The sequence below is a fragment of the Terriglobia bacterium genome (assembly GCA_020072845.1).
Lineage (GTDB): Bacteria > Acidobacteriota > Terriglobia > Terriglobales > Acidobacteriaceae > JAIQGF01.
This window is the reverse complement of the sequence record JAIQGF010000001.1, coordinates 17382-34629: the sequence shown is the minus strand read 5'-3', so window position 1 is coordinate 34629 and position 17248 is coordinate 17382. Positions and strand designations below refer to the sequence as shown.

Annotated in this window: 19 protein-coding genes; 8 read left to right on the top strand and 11 right to left on the bottom strand. The window is 62.6% G+C overall.

What is annotated here, in order from left to right; all coding sequences use genetic code 11:
• The first annotated feature begins 7 nt into the window (after positions 1 to 7).
• From rpoZ to priA, 4 genes are all read left to right on the top strand, one after another.
• Positions 8 to 247 (top strand): DNA-directed RNA polymerase subunit omega, encoded by a 240-nt coding sequence (gene rpoZ / locus LAN70_00200; GenBank protein ID MBZ5509567.1) that lies wholly within the window; start codon positions 8 to 10, stop codon positions 245 to 247.
• 103 nt (positions 248 to 350) lie between these two features.
• Complete coding sequence (gene coaBC, locus LAN70_00195) at positions 351 to 1592, top strand: bifunctional phosphopantothenoylcysteine decarboxylase/phosphopantothenate--cysteine ligase CoaBC (GenBank protein MBZ5509566.1); 1242 nt, start codon at positions 351 to 353, stop codon at positions 1590 to 1592.
• A 99-nt stretch (positions 1593 to 1691) separates the two neighbouring features.
• On the top strand, positions 1692 to 2531 hold the full coding sequence (locus LAN70_00190; protein MBZ5509565.1) for a uracil-DNA glycosylase: 840 nt from the start codon (positions 1692 to 1694) through the stop codon (positions 2529 to 2531).
• Between the two features lie 120 nt (positions 2532 to 2651).
• Complete coding sequence (gene priA / locus LAN70_00185; GenBank protein ID MBZ5509564.1) at positions 2652 to 5120, top strand: primosomal protein N'; 2469 nt, start codon at positions 2652 to 2654, stop codon at positions 5118 to 5120.
• Positions 5121 to 5191: 71 nt separating this feature from the next.
• On the opposite strand, the gene LAN70_00180 is transcribed toward priA, so the two are convergent.
• Both LAN70_00180 and LAN70_00175 read right to left on the bottom strand, forming a co-directional pair.
• Positions 5192 to 6187 carry a site-2 protease family protein gene (locus LAN70_00180; protein ID MBZ5509563.1) on the bottom strand — a complete coding sequence of 332 codons (996 nt, stop codon included), beginning with the start codon at positions 6185 to 6187 and terminating at the stop codon, positions 5192 to 5194.
• A 108-nt stretch (positions 6188 to 6295) separates the two neighbouring features.
• Positions 6296 to 6565 (bottom strand): integration host factor subunit beta, encoded by a 270-nt coding sequence (locus tag LAN70_00175; protein ID MBZ5509562.1) that lies wholly within the window; start codon positions 6563 to 6565, stop codon positions 6296 to 6298.
• A 369-nt stretch (positions 6566 to 6934) separates the two neighbouring features.
• On the opposite strand from LAN70_00175, the gene dcd reads away from it, so the two are divergent.
• Positions 6935 to 7498 (top strand): dCTP deaminase, encoded by a 564-nt coding sequence (gene dcd, locus LAN70_00170; GenBank protein MBZ5509561.1) that lies wholly within the window; start codon positions 6935 to 6937, stop codon positions 7496 to 7498.
• Positions 7499 to 7684: 186 nt separating this feature from the next.
• On the opposite strand, the gene LAN70_00165 is transcribed toward dcd, so the two are convergent.
• The gene (locus LAN70_00165) at positions 7685 to 8065 is read right to left on the bottom strand and encodes an RNA chaperone Hfq (protein MBZ5509560.1); all 381 of its coding nucleotides are present in this window, start codon (positions 8063 to 8065) and stop codon (positions 7685 to 7687) included.
• Positions 8066 to 8288: 223 nt separating this feature from the next.
• Positions 8289 to 9380, bottom strand: a complete 1092-nt coding sequence (locus LAN70_00160; protein MBZ5509559.1) for a DNA polymerase III subunit — start codon at positions 9378 to 9380, stop codon at positions 8289 to 8291.
• Between the two features lie 154 nt (positions 9381 to 9534).
• Here LAN70_00160 and LAN70_00155 point away from each other — a divergent pair, with 154 nt between their 5' ends.
• A complete protein-coding gene (locus LAN70_00155) occupies positions 9535 to 9783 on the top strand; it encodes a DUF4160 domain-containing protein (protein ID MBZ5509558.1) in 249 nt (82 codons plus the stop codon).
• Positions 9770 to 10180 (top strand): DUF2442 domain-containing protein, encoded by a 411-nt coding sequence (locus tag LAN70_00150; GenBank protein ID MBZ5509557.1) that lies wholly within the window; start codon positions 9770 to 9772, stop codon positions 10178 to 10180. Before LAN70_00155 ends, LAN70_00150 begins: the two co-directional genes overlap by 14 nt.
• 1 nt (position 10181) lies before the next feature.
• Here LAN70_00150 and tmk read toward each other — a convergent pair whose 3' ends face one another.
• The gene (gene tmk / locus LAN70_00145) at positions 10182 to 10877 is read right to left on the bottom strand and encodes a dTMP kinase (GenBank protein MBZ5509556.1); all 696 of its coding nucleotides are present in this window, start codon (positions 10875 to 10877) and stop codon (positions 10182 to 10184) included.
• A 178-nt stretch (positions 10878 to 11055) separates the two neighbouring features.
• Here tmk and LAN70_00140 point away from each other — a divergent pair, with 178 nt between their 5' ends.
• Positions 11056 to 12996, top strand: a complete 1941-nt coding sequence (locus LAN70_00140; GenBank protein MBZ5509555.1) for a M61 family peptidase — start codon at positions 11056 to 11058, stop codon at positions 12994 to 12996.
• A 157-nt stretch (positions 12997 to 13153) separates the two neighbouring features.
• Here the strand turns inward: LAN70_00140 and LAN70_00135 are convergent, their stop codons facing one another.
• From LAN70_00135 to LAN70_00110, 6 genes are all read right to left on the bottom strand, one after another.
• Entirely contained in the window at positions 13154 to 13894 is a 741-nt protein-coding gene (locus LAN70_00135) for a PIG-L family deacetylase (protein ID MBZ5509554.1), read from the bottom strand.
• Between the two features lie 256 nt (positions 13895 to 14150).
• Positions 14151 to 14909 (bottom strand): ribonuclease HII, encoded by a 759-nt coding sequence (locus tag LAN70_00130; GenBank protein ID MBZ5509553.1) that lies wholly within the window; start codon positions 14907 to 14909, stop codon positions 14151 to 14153.
• Positions 14910 to 14977: 68 nt separating this feature from the next.
• Positions 14978 to 15307: a 50S ribosomal protein L19 gene (rplS, locus tag LAN70_00125; GenBank protein ID MBZ5509552.1), complete on the bottom strand. Its 330-nt coding sequence runs from the start codon at positions 15305 to 15307 to the stop codon at positions 14978 to 14980.
• Between the two features lie 172 nt (positions 15308 to 15479).
• Complete coding sequence (gene trmD, locus LAN70_00120) at positions 15480 to 16310, bottom strand: tRNA (guanosine(37)-N1)-methyltransferase TrmD (GenBank protein ID MBZ5509551.1); 831 nt, start codon at positions 16308 to 16310, stop codon at positions 15480 to 15482.
• A gap of 92 nt (positions 16311 to 16402) precedes the next feature.
• Positions 16403 to 16969, bottom strand: a complete 567-nt coding sequence (gene rimM, locus LAN70_00115; GenBank protein MBZ5509550.1) for a ribosome maturation factor RimM — start codon at positions 16967 to 16969, stop codon at positions 16403 to 16405.
• Positions 16966 to 17196 carry a KH domain-containing protein gene (locus tag LAN70_00110; GenBank protein ID MBZ5509549.1) on the bottom strand — a complete coding sequence of 77 codons (231 nt, stop codon included), beginning with the start codon at positions 17194 to 17196 and terminating at the stop codon, positions 16966 to 16968. The genes rimM and LAN70_00110 overlap by 4 nt, the downstream gene beginning before the upstream one ends.
• Between the last annotated feature and the right edge of the window lie 52 nt (positions 17197 to 17248).

The window sequence follows — 17248 nt, the reverse complement described above, 5'->3', positions numbered from 1 at the left end:
AAGTACCATGAAGTTGATGGAAGGCTTCGATAGCAACTATCGGTACATCCTGGTGGCGGCTCGCCGGGCGCGCCAGATCCAGTCCGGCGCGCGGCCCATCGTCAGCACCAATTCGCGCAAGCCGTGCCGCATTGCCCAGGACGAGATCAAGGCGGGCAAGGTGAAATGGTTCATCCCCGAGGTGCCGAAGTCGCCGGTTGCGGTTGCGGCAGAGTTCTTCGAGAAGGCTATCGTCGCGGAGAAATAAGTCTCCGGCGTGCCAGCCGCATCCAAGTAGTCAGGGTCCGAGTCGCGAAGGAGATGGCCGCGGTGAGTTGGCCGAGCGCCGACAGCCGACGGCCGACAGCCTGATGAGAATCGCGCTGGGTGTCAGCGGCGGAATCGCGGCTTACAAGGCGGCGGAAATTCTTCGCCTCCTGCAAGACCGCGGCGTCAAGGTGCAGGTCGTCATGACCCGCGCCGCCCAGGAATTTGTACGTCCCCTCACCTTTGCCGCCCTCTCCGGCGAAAAAGTCATCACCGACATGTTTGCCCGCGAAGGCGGCGAGCCCAACGTCGAGTCCGCCATTGAGCACATTGCCGTCGCCGAACGCATTGACGCCCTGCTGGTTGCGCCCGCCACCGCCGACATTCTCGGCAAATTTGCCAACGGCATCGCCGACGATTTTCTCTCCACGCTCTTCCTCGCTACCACCGCGCCCGTGATCGTCGCGCCGGCGATGAATGTCAACATGTGGAACAACGCCGCCACCCAGGCCAACCTGGCGACGCTGCGCCGCCGCGGCGTCCGCATCGTGGAGCCGGGAAGCGGATACCTGGCGTGCGGCATGGTCGGCCCCGGCCGCCTGGCGGAGAACGAAGCCATTGTCGCCGCGACCCTGGAAGCGCTCGGCGCAGCGCAGGATTTCGCCGGCCAGACCGTGCTGATCACCGCCGGGCCGACGCGCGAGGCGATTGATCCCGTGCGCTACATCAGCAATCGTTCCAGCGGCAAGATGGGATACGCGCTGGCGGAAGCGGCGCTGCGCCGCGGCGCGCGCGTGCTGCTGGTCAGCGGACCAACCGCGCTCCAGCCGCCCGACGGCGCGGAACTGTTCCGGGTCGAGAGCGCCTCCGAGATGCACCAGGCCGTGATGGAACATGCCGCCGGCGCCAACATCATCATCAAGGCTGCCGCCGTCGCCGACTACCGCCCGAAAAAAACTTCGGTGCAGAAATTGAAGCGGCACGATTTCCTGCGCGAGGGAGTGCAAGGCCAAGGTTACGCCCAGCTCGATCTCGAGCCTACGCCCGACATCGCCGCCGAACTGGGCGCGCGCAAGCGGGATCAGATCGTGGTCGGCTTCGCCGCCGAAACCGAAAACGTGCTGGAGAACGCGCGCAAGAAGCTGGTGTCGAAGGGCCTGGACGCCATCGTTGCCAACGACGTCTCGCAGCCCGGCATCGGCATGGATTCCGACCGCAACGCCGTCACCATCATCACCGCCTCCGAAGTAGTGGACGTGCCCGAAGCGACCAAGGCCGAAGTCGCCCAGCGCATTCTCGACGCCATCCACCGGCTTCGCGCGAAACCATTGAAGATTGCAGATTGAAGACTGCGGATTGCAGATTGAGATCGAAGGCCCGCAGCCTTGGCCATTCTGCAATCTTCATTCTGCAATCTTCAATTCGTTTGCTGTAATCTGAATTCAATGCCCCGAACGCTAACCCCCAACCAGCGCCGCGCCCTTGCTGCCCGCGTCAATTACTATCGCGAACTCGGCATTTACGATTTCTATCGTCGCGAATCCGATGTGGCACAGGCGTCCTCGCCCGCGGATGACGTGGCACACGCTCCCTCGCGGGTGCAGGGATCAACCGCGCTGGAAGTTGGTGTTGTCATCAACGCTCCCGCACCCAACATGTTTGCCCCCGAACTGCTGGAGAAGGTCGCCACCGATCCTGCCGCCGCGCTGCGCATCATCCGCGAAGAGCTCGGCGAAGATTGCACCCGCTGCAAGCTGCACAAGCTGGGGCGAAAGCAGATCGTGTTCGGCGTTGGCAACCCGCGAGCCGAGCTGATGTTCATCGGCGAAGGCCCCGGCGCCGACGAAGACCAGCAGGGCGAGCCTTTCGTCGGACGCGCCGGGCAGTTGCTCAACAAGATGATCGAGGCCATGGGCCTGAAGCGCTCCGAGGTTTACATCGCCAACGTCGTCAAGTGCCGCCCGCCGGGCAACCGCACGCCGGAACGCGACGAGTGCGAAACCTGCATGCCCTTCCTGATGCGCCAGGTCGAGGCGATCAATCCGAAAGTCATCGTGGCGCTGGGCGCGGTAGCCGCCAAAAACCTGCTGCAGATGAACTCCTCCATGGGCGAGATGCGCGCGCGCTCCTACGATTTCCGCGGCGCCCGGCTGTTCGTCACCTACCATCCCGCATATTTGTTGCGCGACCCGCGCCAGAAATCGGAAGCGTGGAAGGACCTGCAGCAGGTGATGAAGTACCTGGGATTAGAGACACCAGCCAAGGCGAGCAGCCAGAAAAACTAACCACGGATTACCACCGAGTTCCACGGATCAGAACAGGCGGTTTTCCTGCTTGGTTTATCCGTGAGAATCCGCGCAAATCCGTGGTTAACTCGTTTTCTTCCGCTAAACTCAATCCAACTTATGGCTGAGTATTGCGACGTCGCGCTGCCCGTGCCGCTGGAGGCGAACTTCACCTACCGCCTCAACGGCGCCATGCCGGTGATTGGCGGGCGCGTTATCGTCCCGTTCCGCGAGCAGCGCCTGCCCGGGATCGTGGTCGCGCTGCACGACACGCCGCCGAGGATGGCAGCGAAGAACGTCCTCACGGTCCTCGACGCTTCGCCGGTGCTCGATCCAGAACTGATGAAACTCGGGCAATGGATCGCCGACTACTATGTTGCCCCGCTCGGCGAAGTCTTTCGCACCATGCTGCCCCTCGGCGCCGAATTTCGTCGCGCGCGCGGCTATCGCCTCACCGACCGCGGCATGGAAGCGCTGCACCAGTCGGCGACCCTCGGCTCGTCATTGCGTTCCCCGAAATCCGCCGAGGACCAAGCCCAGGAGATCGCCGTCCTCAACCACCTCCTCGACCGCGACATTGTCCGCGAAGAATCCCTGCGCTCCGCCACCCGCGCAACGCGGGAAACTCTGAATTCGCTGGTGCGTAAGAAGTGGATCGAACGCGTTGATCTTTCCGCCGTGCGTGACGCCACCCGCACCATCCGCATCGCTGTACTGAATGAATCCGTGGAACCGCGCTGCGCCGAGGCCGCCAAAGGTCGCGCGCTCAATGCGAACCAAAACGCGTTGCTGGACGCGTTGAAAAAATCCGGCGGACGCATCGCCATCGAACAACTCAACCGACTTCCGATTCCGCGCACCACGCTGGCGACGCTCATCAAGCGCGGCCTCGTTATGGTCGAAAACCAGCCCGCCGAATTTCGCATCTCGTCGCTGAAGACGCGTGGTCTCGATTTCATCTTCAGCCAAAAACAGAAAACCGCGCTCGAGCAGATCAACACCGCCGTCGCCGCCAGGAAATTTTCCGTCACGCTCCTGCACGGCATCACCGGGTCGGGTAAGACGGCGGTGTATCTCGCCGCCATGCAGGAAGTGCTGCGTTCCGGCCGCTCCGCCATCATGCTGGTTCCCGAGATCGGTCTCACGCCCGCTGCTGCCGCGCACCTCCACCAGGTGTTCGGAGAAGAAGTCGCCATTCTGCACTCCGGCCTCTCGGACGCCGAGCGCGCCGAGCAGTGGCATCGCATCCGGCGTAGCGAGGCGCGCATGGTGGTCGGCACGCGCTCGGCCGTTTTTGCGCCGGTCAGCGATCTCGCGCTCATCGTGGTGGATGAGGAGCACGACACCTCCTACAAGCAGGAGGAAACCCCGCGCTACCATGCCCGCGACGTGGCCATCATGCGCGCAAAGATGAAGACGGCGGGCGCGGCGGTCGTGCTAGGCTCCGCGACGCCGTCGCTGGAGTCCTACCACAACGCGCGCACGGGCAAGTACTCGCTGGTCGAGCTGCCGGATCGTGTCGAGCGCCGCCCGCTGCCCGAAGTCGAAATCCTCGACATGCGCGAAGAGTTCCGCGCAACCGGCATGACCAACGAACAGCTCATCTCCCGCAAGCTCGCCGCCGATATCGGCGAACGTCTGGCGCGCAACGAACAAATCATGCTGCTGCTCAACCGCCGCGGCTATTCGGCATTCGTTCTCTGTCGCACCTGCGGCGACACGGTGCAGTGCAAGAACTGCGCCATCTCGATGACGCACCACAAGCGCCGCCGCGTGCTCGAGTGCCACTATTGCGGCTATACGCGCCCGGTGCCGCAGACCTGTCCCAAGTGCGCCAGCGAGTACGTGCAGTTCCTCGGCTCCGGATCGGAGAAGCTGGAAGAACAGCTCCACGGCATGTTCCCGCAGGCGCGCATCGCTCGTCTCGACCGCGACACCGTCCACGGCCGCGACGATTTCGAGCGCGTTCTCTCCGCCCTGCATGCCGGCGAGCTGGACATGGTTGTCGGAACACAGATGATCGCCAAGGGCCACGATATTCATGGGGTCACGCTGGTGGGCGTGGTCGGCGCCGACCTCGCGCTCATGTTTCCCGACTTCCGCTCCGCCGAGCGCACCTTTCAGCTCCTTGCGCAGGTGGCGGGACGCGCCGGACGCGGCAGCACTCCGGGCACCGTCATCCTGCAAACCTACTTTCCCGAGCACTACGCGGTGCAGTACGCCGCCCAGCACGACTTCCGGTCGTTCTACGAAAAGGAACTCCGCTACCGCAACTGGATGCGCTATCCGCCGTTCAGCGCACTCGCCAACGTGCTGGTGCGCAGCAACCGCCTCGACGACGCGCTCAAGTGGGCGGGCACGCTGGGAAATTGGCTGGAGAAGACGCCGCACGAGGGAATCCGCGCGCTCGGACCCGCGGCCGCGCCGTTGTCACGACTCAAGACGGAATACCGCTACCATTTCGTGTTGAAATCTTCCAGCCGCGCCAAGCTCAATGGATTGTTGCGAGCCATGCTGGCTCACGCCGTCGCACAAAAAATCCCGCGCACGAACGTTGTGGTGGATGTAGACGCTCTGTCGCTTCTTTGAAGTCTTCAGGCTTCAGTCTTCAGTCGTCAGGAAAACGCTGAAGACTGAAGACTGACGACTGAAGACTGTTCCTAGCGCAGCGCCGCGCCCTTAAACGGCTCGGGCACGAAGGTCAGGATCAGCATCGCCAGCGCCAGCAGCGCCAGCAATATTCGGTTGGCGCGCAGGCCGGGCCACAGCGGCACCTGCGGATGACGCACGCCGCTGATGGTCAGCAGCAGCGCCCAGACCAGCCATCCCGCCCAAAGGAAAAATCCCATGGGCAGCAGGATTCCGACCGTCAATCGCGACACGTGCTTGTGCAGCCGCGGCGAAAGCGCATACACCATGTGCCCGCCGTCGAGTTGACCGCCGGGTAACAGGTTCAGCGCGGTGGCGAACATTCCCACCCAGGCAGCGATGGCCGTCGGGTGCAGATACGCCGCGCCGAGGGGAATCTGTCCCGGCCCGCTGATGTCCAGGGTCCCCAGCAACCAATGCGCGAAGTGAAAGACCAGCGGGTATCCGAAGACAATGTCGGATACCGGCACGCCCGGCTGCGACGGCTTGGACAGGGTCAGGGCAGCGACCAAGGTGATGAGCGCGACCACGAATCCGGCAATCGGCCCCGCGATGCCGATGTCGAACAGTGCTTCGCGCGAGCGGATCGGCGACTTGATGCGGATGAACGCGCCCAAGGTTCCGATCAGCGTCGGCGCCGGGATGAAGAACGGCAGGGTTGCGTTCACGCCGTAACGCAGGCAGTAGATGAAGTGCCCCATCTCGTGCGCCAGCAGGATCAGCATCAAGGTGCCCGCGAACGGCACGCCCAGCAGCAGGCGCGACGGCTCGGCCATCACCCAGCCCAGCGGAAACAGCGGCAGCGTGTTGTCGTCGAGGGAAAACGCCGGCAGGTTGTTAAGGAAGTTGAATTGCAGCCGCGCCCCGACCACCAGCGTGGTAAAGACGGTCGCCAGCAGCAGCAGCGCGTGCAGCCAGTAGCGCCGGCGCGGGCGCTCCGGCACCAGGAACACCTCGATGGGCTGAAGGTCGTAGGCCGGGGGGACAGGTGGAATCGGGTCAGACATCAGTTTCGAGTTTCTGGTTTCTAGTTTCTAGTTGCGGAAAATCTTGTTGCTGCGCAAGGGTTCCGTCTCTCTAGAAACTGGAAACCAGAAACTAGAAACTTGTTGTGCTTAGTCAATCGACTGCAGTTCCTTGCCGGGCTTGAAGCGCACAGCCTTGCCGGGCGGGATGTTGACCTCGGCGCCGGTGCGCGGGTTGCGGCCAATGCCGGTCTTGCGCGGGCGAACATTGAACACGCCAAAGCCGCGCAGTTCAATGCGGTCGCCGTGCGACAGCGCTTTCTTCATGCTGTCGAACACGGTTTCCACCGCCAATTCCGCCTTGGTCTTGGTGATGCCGGTCTTGTTGACCACTTCGTTGATGATATCGAGCTTGATCACCTAACGCTCCCAAAGTACTGCAAAGTGTTGATGCTAAAGACACAAGCGCTGAAAGTCAACCAGTACCGAGTACCTGGCACCGAGTACCGGGCAGGATCGTGCGCGGCGCGCCTCAGTGCTCGCTAGTCGCTGCTCAGTTCTGGACATCGTTTCTCCACAAGATTCTTGGTATTCCACAGATTCTTCACACCATGAGTCGGAAGCCGGACTTGCCGTGCACGGTGATTCTTGCGAATCTTGTCAGAACCAAGTCCCGAGTCCCGAGTCCCGAGCACTTCCGATATTGTGTTTGCCATGACTGTGAATACATTGCCCTCGGCCGGTGCCGCTCTCGCAACTCGCGACGCGCGACTCGCAACCAGGAGAACCATGTCTATCAAAAGCGATCGCTGGATCCGCCGCATGGCGCAGGAACACGACATGATCAACCCGTTCTCCGAGAAGCAGGTTGGGACCGGCGTCATTTCCTATGGCCTGTCGAGCTACGGCTACGACCTGCGCGTCGCCGACGAGTTCAAGATCTTCACCAACATCAACGCCACCGTGGTCGATCCCAAAGACTTCGACGAGCGCTCGTTTGTCGCCATGCAGTCGGAGTGCGCCATCATTCCGCCCAATTCGTTTGCGCTGGCCCGCTCGGTGGAGTACTTCAAGATTCCGCGCGACGTGCTGTCCGTCTGCGTCGGCAAGTCCACCTACGCGCGCTGCGGAATCATCGTCAACGTCACCCCGTTCGAGCCCGAATGGGAAGGCTTCGTGACGCTGGAAATCTCCAATACCACGCCGCTGCCGGCCAAAATCTACGCCAACGAGGGCCTGTGCCAGATCCTGTTTTTCCAGTCCGACGAGCAGTGCGAGATCAGCTACGCCGACCGCAAGGGCAAGTACCAGGCGCAGAAGGGTATCGTGCTGCCGAAGGTGAATAAGAAATAGGCTTCGGGTTTTAGGCGTTAGGTTTTAGGCTTCAGGTGCGAGGCATCGTCGGTAACTCTGTCCTGCGGACGGGGCGCAACCCGGCGGTGCCCATCATCGCGCATGGGGTTCAGGACTCGATTGATTTTGTGCTGATCTTTCTGGGCAAGTATCCCGGGATGTAAAACCGGGTCGACGCTTTGAGACCTACCGCCGCTCTTCGCTGGCCTTGAACATGTACTTGATGGCGGCTTTGTAGATGAGGACGTTGGGCTGGCCGGTACGGTTGATCTTGATGCAGCTCTTGTCGTACCACTCGATGACGCCTTCCATGGAATCGCCGTCCTGGAGCACGATGACCATGGGTGTTTTGGCCTGCATCTGCTTCTGGTAGTAAAAATTCTCGGCGTGCGTCTGTTCCGCGGGAGGGACCTTCTTGGCGGAGGCGGCGCGCTCGGGCCGCTCGCGGCGTTCGCCGTCGGCGCGGGTCTCGCTGCGGTTCAGCGTGGGGCGGATCAGCTTGCGGTTGGCAAACCCCTCGGCGGGCTCGGGCGCCCTTCCCACAGCGGTGGAATCAGTTTCCTTCATATGATTGGCGGCTCCCCGTGCGGCCGAAGCAGCGCACGCTGCCCGGGCCGGAATTCTCCGACGCGGCTATCCCGGCGGAACGCCACACACCAATGATTACAGTGACGCCCTTAGTAATGACGTTATTAACAGGTGTGGACTTGGGCATACCGTATCACAGGGCGTAGGTCATGACAATCCTGAGTCGCCAGTCGCCAGGCTGCAGGCCGCAGGCAGTCAACTGCTATTTTTCCAGAGACGCGACCATGGCGTCGAGCGAGACAGAGCGCAGCAGGTTGCGGCGCATGCCGCTTTCGACTTCGCCGACGCGCTGGGCCGCCAAGGCAATCCAGGCGAAATCCAGCGAGGCGGCCAGCCGGCTCAGTTCCGGGGCGATGTCGCTGTTGCGCACCAACTCCGGGGTTGCGGACTTCAGGTACATCAGGTCTTCGAGCAGCGAATACAGGGTCCGGAGAAGCTGATCGGTTTTGTCGCGGCCCTCGGCGCCGGCGCGATAGGTCTCGGTGGCGCGAAACAGGGCGCTGTGGTCGTCGGCATGGAGGGCGGTGTTGAGCAGCAGCAAGGCATCCTGGCGGGCTGCAGTGTAGGCGGCAAGATCGAAGGAGCGCGCGCGTCCGACGGCGCCCTCCGAGAGCCTGGCGACCAGCGCCCGCTGCGCCGGTTTCCATTCCGGATGCAGGCGCGCCAGGTCACCCTCGATTTCGCCGGCGGCCAGCGCGCACAGTTGAAAGGTGACGCAGCGCGAGCGGATGGTGGGCAGCAGTTGCCCGGGATTTTCCGCCAGCAGCAACAGCGTGGCGAATTCGGGAGGTTCCTCCAGCACTTTCAGCAGCGAATTGGCCGCCTCCTTCATGAAGGCCGCGCTGGTGAAGATGTAGACGCGGCGGCGTCCCTCGCCGGGGAGAAAGTAGATGGTCTGGATGACGTGCCGGACCTGGTCCACTTTGATCATCATTTGCGGCGGGTCGGGCGGGATGATGAGGACATCGGGGTGCGTCTGGACGAAAATGCGCGTGTCCTTCTTGTCGGTTTCGCGCAGGCCCTCGCGCGCTTCGACGGCGGCGGAGCAGCGCGCTTCCAGGTCGTCGGCCTCGGCGATGCGCACACAGTTCTTGCACTTGCCGCAGAAATCCGGAAGCTCGCCGGGCGGCGGCGCGAGGCAGTTCATCGCTTTGGCAAGCATCTGCGCCAGCGTGTATTTGCCGGCGCCCTCGGCCCCGGCCAGGATGACGGCGTGGGGGAAGCGGTCGCGCGCCAGCATGCCGCGGAGGCGGTCAACGACGTCGCGATTGCCGTGAAACTGCGCAAATCCCATTGAGGACAAACTAACACAGAGACACGGAGACACAGAGGAATGAAGAATAAAGATTGAAGAATGAAGAATGAAGCATGAAGAATGAAGCATGAAGAATACGGCGCCTCAATAGTAAATAACCTAAGCGATTGGGATTATGTGATAGGATGGAGGCATGCCGACGGTCCTGCGGTTCGGCACATTCCGGGTGGTGATCTATCCCAATGATCATCGCCCAGCCCACGTCCATGTTATCGGGTGCGGGCATGAGGCGGTCTTCAAACTGAACTGTCCCACGGGACCGATTGTGCTGCGCGAGAACTACGGCTTTTCGCGAACCGATACGAGCCGCGTCAAACGCGTGCTGCTGCAGCATCTGGCGCATCTATGCAGTGAATGGGGGAGAATTCATGGCGCTGCGTGACGAATTCGAACTGGCGAAGCAGAGAGCGAGGAACCGGCGTGCGAGATTCCCTGCGGCGGTGGATGCGCATTACGACCGGCGGCTGGATCGCGTGGTCATCTGCCTCGATTCGGGAGTGGAGTTGGCGTTTCCTCCTCGACGTGCCCAGGGGCTGGAGCGCGCGCGGCCTTCTCAATTGGGGAAGATCGAAATCACGCCCTCGGGCTTCGGCATTCACTTTCCCAAACTTGATGCCGACCTGTACCTTCCTGCGCTCATCGAGGGACTGTTTGGCTCGAAGCGCTGGATGGCGTCCAGACTGGGAGCAGCCGGCGGGAAGTCCCGGAGCGCATCGAAGATTTCGGCGTCACGCGAAAATGGCCGGCTCGGGGGCAGACCCAAGAAAGTTGCCGGGTAGATTACGCCGTTTTGGCTGCGCCCAGGAATCGTGTGCGCACGGCGTCCACGATCTCGCGGTGCACGATGTCAGGCTGGCGGCGCGCGTCGAGCATGAGCACGCGGTGCGGTTCGCGCCGGGCGATGGCGAGATAGGCGTCGTGCACACGGGTAAAGAACGCCTGGTTTTCCTGCTCGAAACGATTCTCGTCGGCCTCGCCGCCCTGCGCGGTCGCGACTCGGGACAGGTTGCGGCGCCGCGCGCGCGCCACGCTGGCTGCCGGGTCGGAGTCCATCAGCACGGTCATATCGGGATAAACATTGCCGCAGGTGAGGCGATGCATGGTGAGCACAGTCTCGCTGCCCAGCTCGCGGCCGCCACCCTGGTAGGCTTCGGAAGAGTCGGTGAAGCGGTCGCAGAGCACCCATTTACCGGCTGCAAGCGCAGGGAGAATGATCTCGTGCACCTGTTGCGCGCGCGAGGCAAACAGCAGGGCAAGCTCCGCCGTCGGGACCAGTCCGGCGGTGGCGGAATCAAGGACGATGCTGCGGATGCGCTCGCCGACGGGCGTGCCGCCGGGTTCGCGCGTCACCACCACCTCGATTCCTTCCTGGCGCAGGACTTCGGCCAGGCGCTGCGACTGTGTGCTCTTGCCGCAGCCGTCGAGTCCTTCGAAGGTGATGAACCGGCCTGGTTTTCCGGGGCTCACGGGCGACATGATAACACCCGTGCTGCTACACTTTTGCGCGGTGCCGCGCCGCTGGCGCTCGGGAATTTTATTCCACGCCTCCCCACCGCTTCCGCGGTGGGCTTACGAATTCCGCCCGCTTCGCGGGCTGTAACTCCGGAGTGAAATGAACGTCGCTGGTAACTCGCATCAGCAAATGCGGAGTGAAATGAACGTTGCTCGTCTTCAGCTTGCTGCCCTCGTACTCCTCGCAATTTTTCCACTTAGCCTCGCCGCCGAGGCGCAGCGCCGCCCTGCGCCTGCTTCCGCGAAGCCGCCGGGCACCATCATGCTGGCGGTGGATGCCAGCCAGGCGGCCCAGAAGCTTTTTCATGCGCGACTGACGATGCCGGTGACGCCCGGCCCGCTGACGCTGCACTATCCGAAGTGGATTCCGGGCGAGCACATGCCCAGCGGGCCGGTGGTGGACAACGTGGGCGTGAAATTCAGCGCCGCAGGGCAGACGATTCCGTGGCGGCGCGATGACGTGGACATGTTCACCTACCATCTCACGGTCCCACCAGGCGTGAACCAACTCGAGATCGCGATGGATTACACCTCGCCGGTTTCCGGCGAGAGCGGCTTTTCCGCCGGCGCCAGCGCCACCGACAAGCTCACGGTCATCAGTTGGAACCAGCTTCTGCTTTATCCTGCCGGATTCACTACCGACCAGCTCACCTACCAGGCATCGCTGCAACTTCCCGCCGGATGGAAATTTGGGACGGCGCTGCCGCAATCGGAAACGGCGGCGGGCGACACCGTCTTGTTTCAGCCCGCCACGCTGACCACGCTGGTGGATTCGCCGGTCATCATGGGCGAGTTTTTCCGCGCCGTGCCGCTGTCGCCGGTGGGCGAAGCGCGGCCGGCCGAGCTGGATGTCGCCGCCGACAGCGCCGCTGCGATTGATATCAGCGCCAAGGTTGAGAACCAACTGAGCAACCTGGTTGCCGAAGCGGGTGTGCTGTTCGGCGCGCGGCACTACCGCGACTACCACTTCCTGCTGTCGCTCAGCGACCACGTGGCGCACTTCGGGCTCGAGCACCACGAGTCGAATGACAGCCGCACCTCCGAGCGCGCGCTGATTGATGACAACCTGCGGCGGGTGGCGTTCGGAGATCTTCTGCCGCATGAGTACACGCACTCGTGGAACGGGAAGTACCGGCGTCCGCTGGGGCTGGCGACGCCCGACTTCGAACAGCCGATGAAGGGCGAGCTGCTCTGGGTGTACGAGGGCCTGACGCAGTACTTCGGCAAGTTGCTGGCAGCGCGCTGCGGAATCTGGTCGGCAGACGATGTTCGCGACAACGTCGCGCTGCTGGCGGCGGAACTCGCGCACCGCCCGGGCCGGCAGTGGCGGCCGTTGCAGGATACCGCGGTGGCGGCGCAGTTGCTCTACGAGTCGCCGGCGCAGTGGTCGAGCTGGCGGCGCAGCGTGGATTTCTATGACGAAAGCGCGCTCATCTGGTTGGACGTGGACGCCACCATTCGCCGCCTAACGAACAATAAGAAAACCATGGACGATTTCGCCAAGCTCTTCTACGGCCCGCCCGACAATCCGACGAATGTTGCGCCGCAGGTGAAGCCGTACACGTTGGATGACGTTGTTGCCGCGCTCAACCAGGTGGCGCCAAACGACTGGCGCAAATTTCTGCTGGACCGCGTCAACTATGTCGGCCCCGACGCGCCGCTCGCCGGCCTTGAAGGCAGCGGCTGGAAACTGGTGTACACCGACACGCCCAGCGACCTGCAGCGCACCCGCGATTCCATCGAGCAGGACGCCGATTTCCGCTTTTCTCTCGGCCTGTTCATCAACCGTGCGGGGCGCGTGGGCGATTCCGTCTTCTTCATGCCGGCGTACCAGGCGGGAATCATGCCGGGGATGACAATCGTTGCGGTGAACGGGCGCAAATATTCAGCGGAGGTGCTGCACGACGCGGTGAGAGCGGCGAAGAACAACGCAGCGCCCATTCAATTGCTGGTGGAAAACTCGGAATACTACAGGACGTATGCGGTGAACTATCACGACGGCGATCGCTATCCGCATTTGGTGCGGGATACGTCAAGGCCGGATTATTTGGGGGACATGATTCGGGCGCACGTGGGGAAATAGATGTAAGTTCCGAGTTGCGAGGGAATTGGGCGATCGGCTATCGGCGGTCGGGAACAGCACAACAGCAGATTCCTCGCTGCGCTCGGAATGACAATCAGCAATCAGCAGTCACCAATCACCAATCACCAATCGCAAACCGCAAGTCACAAATTACAAATTACTCCTCCACTCCTTCAAATAAATCCGTTTCTGGTTTCATCACGCTGGGCACGGAGCGCGCTGCCAGGTGAAACTGCTCCTGATGGCCGCGCCGGCGCACGTGGTTCTCAAACAGAGTAAACAGCGGCGCCTGGCTGGCGTGCGCCTTGAAGGCGGCAATCTTGGTTTCCAGGTAATCGCCAATTTCAATCGTGGCGGTGGCCGGCGGCAGCGCGACCGGTTGACGGTCGGGCAGAGTGAACAACGCGGTGGAGTAGTACAGCTTCTGGGTGCGATGCGGGCTGACGCCGTCGGTGAGTTGCTCGACGTAGCGATTGGCGCGTCCCGCCCAGTGAAACGCCATGGTGGCGAACAGGGCGGCCATGGAATGGTCGGGATGGGCGGTGATGGCGCCCTCCGGGCCCAAGGTGAGGATCACCTGCGGACGGATGGTGCGAATCCTGAGCACCAGGTCTTCGACGACGCGGTAGAAATCGGCGCGATCGAGGGCGGCATCGGGGTAGCCGAGCACTTCGCCGCGCGTGAGGTTGAGGATGCGGCATGCGTCTTGAAACTCCCGCCGCCGCTGCGCCGCAAGTTCTTCGTCCGAGTTGGCATTTCCGCGGTGTGTCGCCGCCTGTCCCGGGGTGAGGCAGATAACGTAGGTCTGGACGCCGCGCTCGCGATAGAGCAGCAGCGACCCGCCGAAGCCTCCGGCTTCGTCGTCAGGATGAGCAGTCACACACAAGAGTCGCAGCATCGGTCCTCGCATCGGGCATCTTACAAGGCGCTACACATCGGCAGCTTAGATGTCGGATACGGCTGAGAAGACGCTTTGCTCCGCAGTCGAGGGGGAAGCGGCGGCCGAGGGCTACAAAACGTATGGTTGAATTGGAGCAAGAGCATTTCCGATTGTCGATTGCCGATTGTCGATTGAAAACGAAGCTGCGGACGAGGGCTTTGCACACGCGGGGGCGCGTGTGCCACATCCAAAACTCGGGCCTATGAGCTAAGAGCTAATCGCTATCTTCCGACAGCATGAATTCCAGGACTTCCTGCGGATGCTGCGCCATCCACACCGGCGCGAATGACTGGCGATGCAGCGGCGAGGGCCCGAACTTGCGCAAGCTGGCAATGTGCTTGGGGCTGCGATAGCCCTTGTTGGAGGCGAGATCGTAGGCGGGATACACCGGCGCCCAGCGGCTGACGAGTTCGTCGCGGTAGACCTTGGCGACGATGGAGGCGGCGGCGATCGAGGCCGACAGGGCGTCGCCGTGAATGATCTTGGTCTGCGGGCACTGGTACTCGACGCGCACCGCGTCGAGCAGCAGGTGGTCGGGCGGCGGTTGCAGTTGCGTGACGGCCTCCACCATGGCCAGCAGCGAGGCGTGGTAGATGTTGATCTGGTCGATGCGCGCGGCGTCCACCGCTGCCACCGCCCAGGCGATGCAATGGTCCTTGATCCGCTGCGCCAGGATTTCGCGGCGGGGCGCAGGCAGGAGCTTGGAATCGCGCAGGCCGCGGATGCGGTAGTGGGGATCGAGAATCACCGCACCGGCAACCACGGGCCCGAAGAATGCGCCGCGCCCGACCTCGTCCACGCCCGCTACCAGCGTCGCGCCGGCAGCCCAAGCCTGCTTCTCGAACTTCAGAGTGCACTTCAGCCGTTTGAGCAGGCGCATTTTCGCCGCGGAGGGCGAAATCTCATCCACGGGTTTGAGCAAACGGGGCACAGAAAAGGCTTTAGGCGTTAGGCCTTGGGCGTTGGGGTTCATCTTATCGCAGTTGGCGAACCCGAGACTTAACGCCGAAAGCCTAACGCCCAAAGCCTAATGCCTGAAACCTATTCCGCTTCGCGCAGGCGGGCAGCCTTGCCGCGGCGGGCACGGAGAAAGTACAGCTTGGCGCGGCGGACGCGCGCCGAGCGCAGGACTTCGATCTTGTCAATGACCTTGGAGTTGAGGGGGAAGATGCGCTCGACGCCGTGGCCAAAGCTGATCTTGCGGACGGTGAAGCTGGGCTGGGCGCCGCGGCTGCGGGCGATGACCACGCCTTCAAACGCCTGCAAGCGCTCCTTGTCGCCTTCCTTGATCTTGACGTGCACGCGCACGGTGTCGCCGGCATGGAATGGCGGCAGGTCGGTGCGCTGCGCCTTGGCAATCAGCTTCTGCAGTATCGGTGAGGTGGACATGACACTTTTCCTTCGTAAAATCGAACTTTCAATATAACAGCCACTTGGGGTTGGGCGCTAGGCAGAACAGGCCGCGGGCTGCAGGCTTCAGGCGGATTCGCCGCAGATTAACGCTGATGGACGCAGATTTTGTTAGATCTGCGTAGATCTGCGTTCATCTGCGGCTTTGCCGAAGTTCTTCCACGATTTCGCGATCCTCTTTGCTCAGCTCCACCCGTTCCAGCAACTCCGGGCGGTTGCGCAAGGTTTTCTCCAGAGCCCTTTTGCGCCGCCAGCGCCGGATGGCCTCGTGGTCGCCTGAGGCCAGCGGCTCGGGGACAAGCATCCCGCGAAAATCCGACGGGCGCGTGTAGTGGGGATAATCGAGCAGCCCGCCGGCGCTGATCGTCGAATCCGGAATGCGTTTGCCCTCGGCATCCACCGGCAGGCGAGGATTTACCTCGCCCGTGCCGAACGACTCGGTCCGCGCGGAGGCCTCATTGCCCAACGCCCCGGGAAGCAGGCGCGTGACCGCGTCCACAATGATCGCCGCCGGCAGCTCGCCGCCGCTCAGCACGAAATCTCCCACGGAAATTTCGCGATCGGCCAGAAACTCGCTCACCCGCTCGTCTACGCCCTCGTAGCGGCCGCAGATGAGGAACACGCGGTCGAGTTCGGACATTTCTGCCGCGATTCGCTGGTTGAACAGTTCGCCTTGCGGCGACAGCAGCACGACGGATTCTTTGACCCGGCGCGAAATCCTCTCCTGGCGGGGCGCGACGCGCAGGAAATCCAGGCAATCGAAGATCGGCTCCGGCTTCAGCACCATGCCCTCGCCGCCGCCAAAAGGACGATCATCCACGGTGCGGTGCTTGTCTTTGGTGAACGAGCGCAGGTCGTGGATGTTGATCTCCACCAGGCCAGACTCCCGCGCCCGCCGCACGATGCCATACTCGAGCGGCCCACGAAAAAAATCCGGGAAGATGGTGATGAGCTCAAATTTCATAAACAGCTATTAGCTCTTAGCTTCTAGCTCTTAGCCAGACAAACCGAAAAGTCTGCCCGGCTGCACTCTGGCTAAAAGCTGAGAGCTAACAGCTAAGAGCTTTTCTTCTGCTGCAAATCTTTCTCTTCCTTCGAAAGTGGCGCGTCCAGTTCCAACATGCCTTCCGGCAGCTCCATTTCGATGCGCTTCGCCGCCGTGTCAATGCGCTGCAAGTATGCCTGCGCCAGGGGGATCAGGTGTTCCTGCTGGCCCTCTCGGACCACCAGCAACGGCGCCTCACCGGCTCCAAACTGAACATCGGCCACGGTTCCGACGGCGCGCCCGGCGGCCATCACTTCGCAACCGACCAGGTCGCCGACGTACGCCGATCCTTCTTCGAGCGCGGCCCGCTGCTCGCGGGGGATCTGGATCTCGCACCCGATGAGCGCTTCGGCATCGTTAATAGAATCCACGCCGGCAAACTTCAGCACCAGGCGTTGCTTATGCGGCCAGAAGCTCTCGACGCGCAGTTCGCGGCGCGCGCCACTCTCGGCGAGGGCGAACACCAGCCTGCGTTGCGCGAACCGTTCGGGAAAATCGGTGAGGACATCGGCCGCGACTTCGCCGTGGCGCCCTTGCGTCTTGACCACGCGGGCGATGGTGATGAACTCGTCGGCTATTCCAGGATCTCCAATTCGAAGCGGCGGTCCAGCTTCATGCCGGCGGCGCCCAGGATGTTGCGAAAGGCGCGCGCCGTCCGGCCCTGCTTGCCAATGACTTTGCCCACGTCGCCGGGCGCAACCCGCAGTTCCAGGACGGTGGCGTCGTGTTCTTCGACCGCCTCCACCGACACATCGTCGGGCGCATCGACCAACGACTTGACGATCTGCTCGACGAGCGCGCGCAAGTCGGGCTCGGGCTGCTCAGGACGCGCTGCGGATGGCTCGCTCGACATAGAG

Bases quoted from the DNA above. Each gene is read 5' to 3' on its own strand.
- trmD (MBZ5509551.1), bottom strand. From the start codon at position 16,310: ATGAAATTTGAGCTCATCACCATCTTCCCGGATTTTTTTCGTGGGCCG.
- LAN70_00190 (MBZ5509565.1), top strand. From the start codon at position 1,692: ATGCCCCGAACGCTAACCCCCAACCAGCGCCGCGCCCTTGCTGCCCGC.
- LAN70_00165 (MBZ5509560.1), bottom strand. From the start codon at position 8,065: ATGAAGGAAACTGATTCCACCGCTGTGGGAAGGGCGCCCGAGCCCGCC.
- dcd (MBZ5509561.1), top strand. From the start codon at position 6,935: ATGTCTATCAAAAGCGATCGCTGGATCCGCCGCATGGCGCAGGAACAC.
- coaBC (MBZ5509566.1), top strand. From the start codon at position 351: ATGAGAATCGCGCTGGGTGTCAGCGGCGGAATCGCGGCTTACAAGGCG.
- LAN70_00180 (MBZ5509563.1), bottom strand. From the start codon at position 6,187: ATGTCTGACCCGATTCCACCTGTCCCCCCGGCCTACGACCTTCAGCCC.
- LAN70_00160 (MBZ5509559.1), bottom strand. From the start codon at position 9,380: ATGGGATTTGCGCAGTTTCACGGCAATCGCGACGTCGTTGACCGCCTC.
- priA (MBZ5509564.1), top strand. From the start codon at position 2,652: ATGGCTGAGTATTGCGACGTCGCGCTGCCCGTGCCGCTGGAGGCGAAC.
- LAN70_00130 (MBZ5509553.1), bottom strand. From the start codon at position 14,909: ATGAACCCCAACGCCCAAGGCCTAACGCCTAAAGCCTTTTCTGTGCCC.
- tmk (MBZ5509556.1), bottom strand. From the start codon at position 10,877: ATGTCGCCCGTGAGCCCCGGAAAACCAGGCCGGTTCATCACCTTCGAA.
- rpoZ (MBZ5509567.1), top strand. From the start codon at position 8: ATGAAGTTGATGGAAGGCTTCGATAGCAACTATCGGTACATCCTGGTG.
- LAN70_00155 (MBZ5509558.1), top strand. From the start codon at position 9,535: ATGCCGACGGTCCTGCGGTTCGGCACATTCCGGGTGGTGATCTATCCC.
- LAN70_00135 (MBZ5509554.1), bottom strand. From the start codon at position 13,894: ATGCTGCGACTCTTGTGTGTGACTGCTCATCCTGACGACGAAGCCGGA.
- LAN70_00150 (MBZ5509557.1), top strand. From the start codon at position 9,770: ATGGCGCTGCGTGACGAATTCGAACTGGCGAAGCAGAGAGCGAGGAAC.
- LAN70_00140 (MBZ5509555.1), top strand. From the start codon at position 11,056: ATGAACGTTGCTCGTCTTCAGCTTGCTGCCCTCGTACTCCTCGCAATT.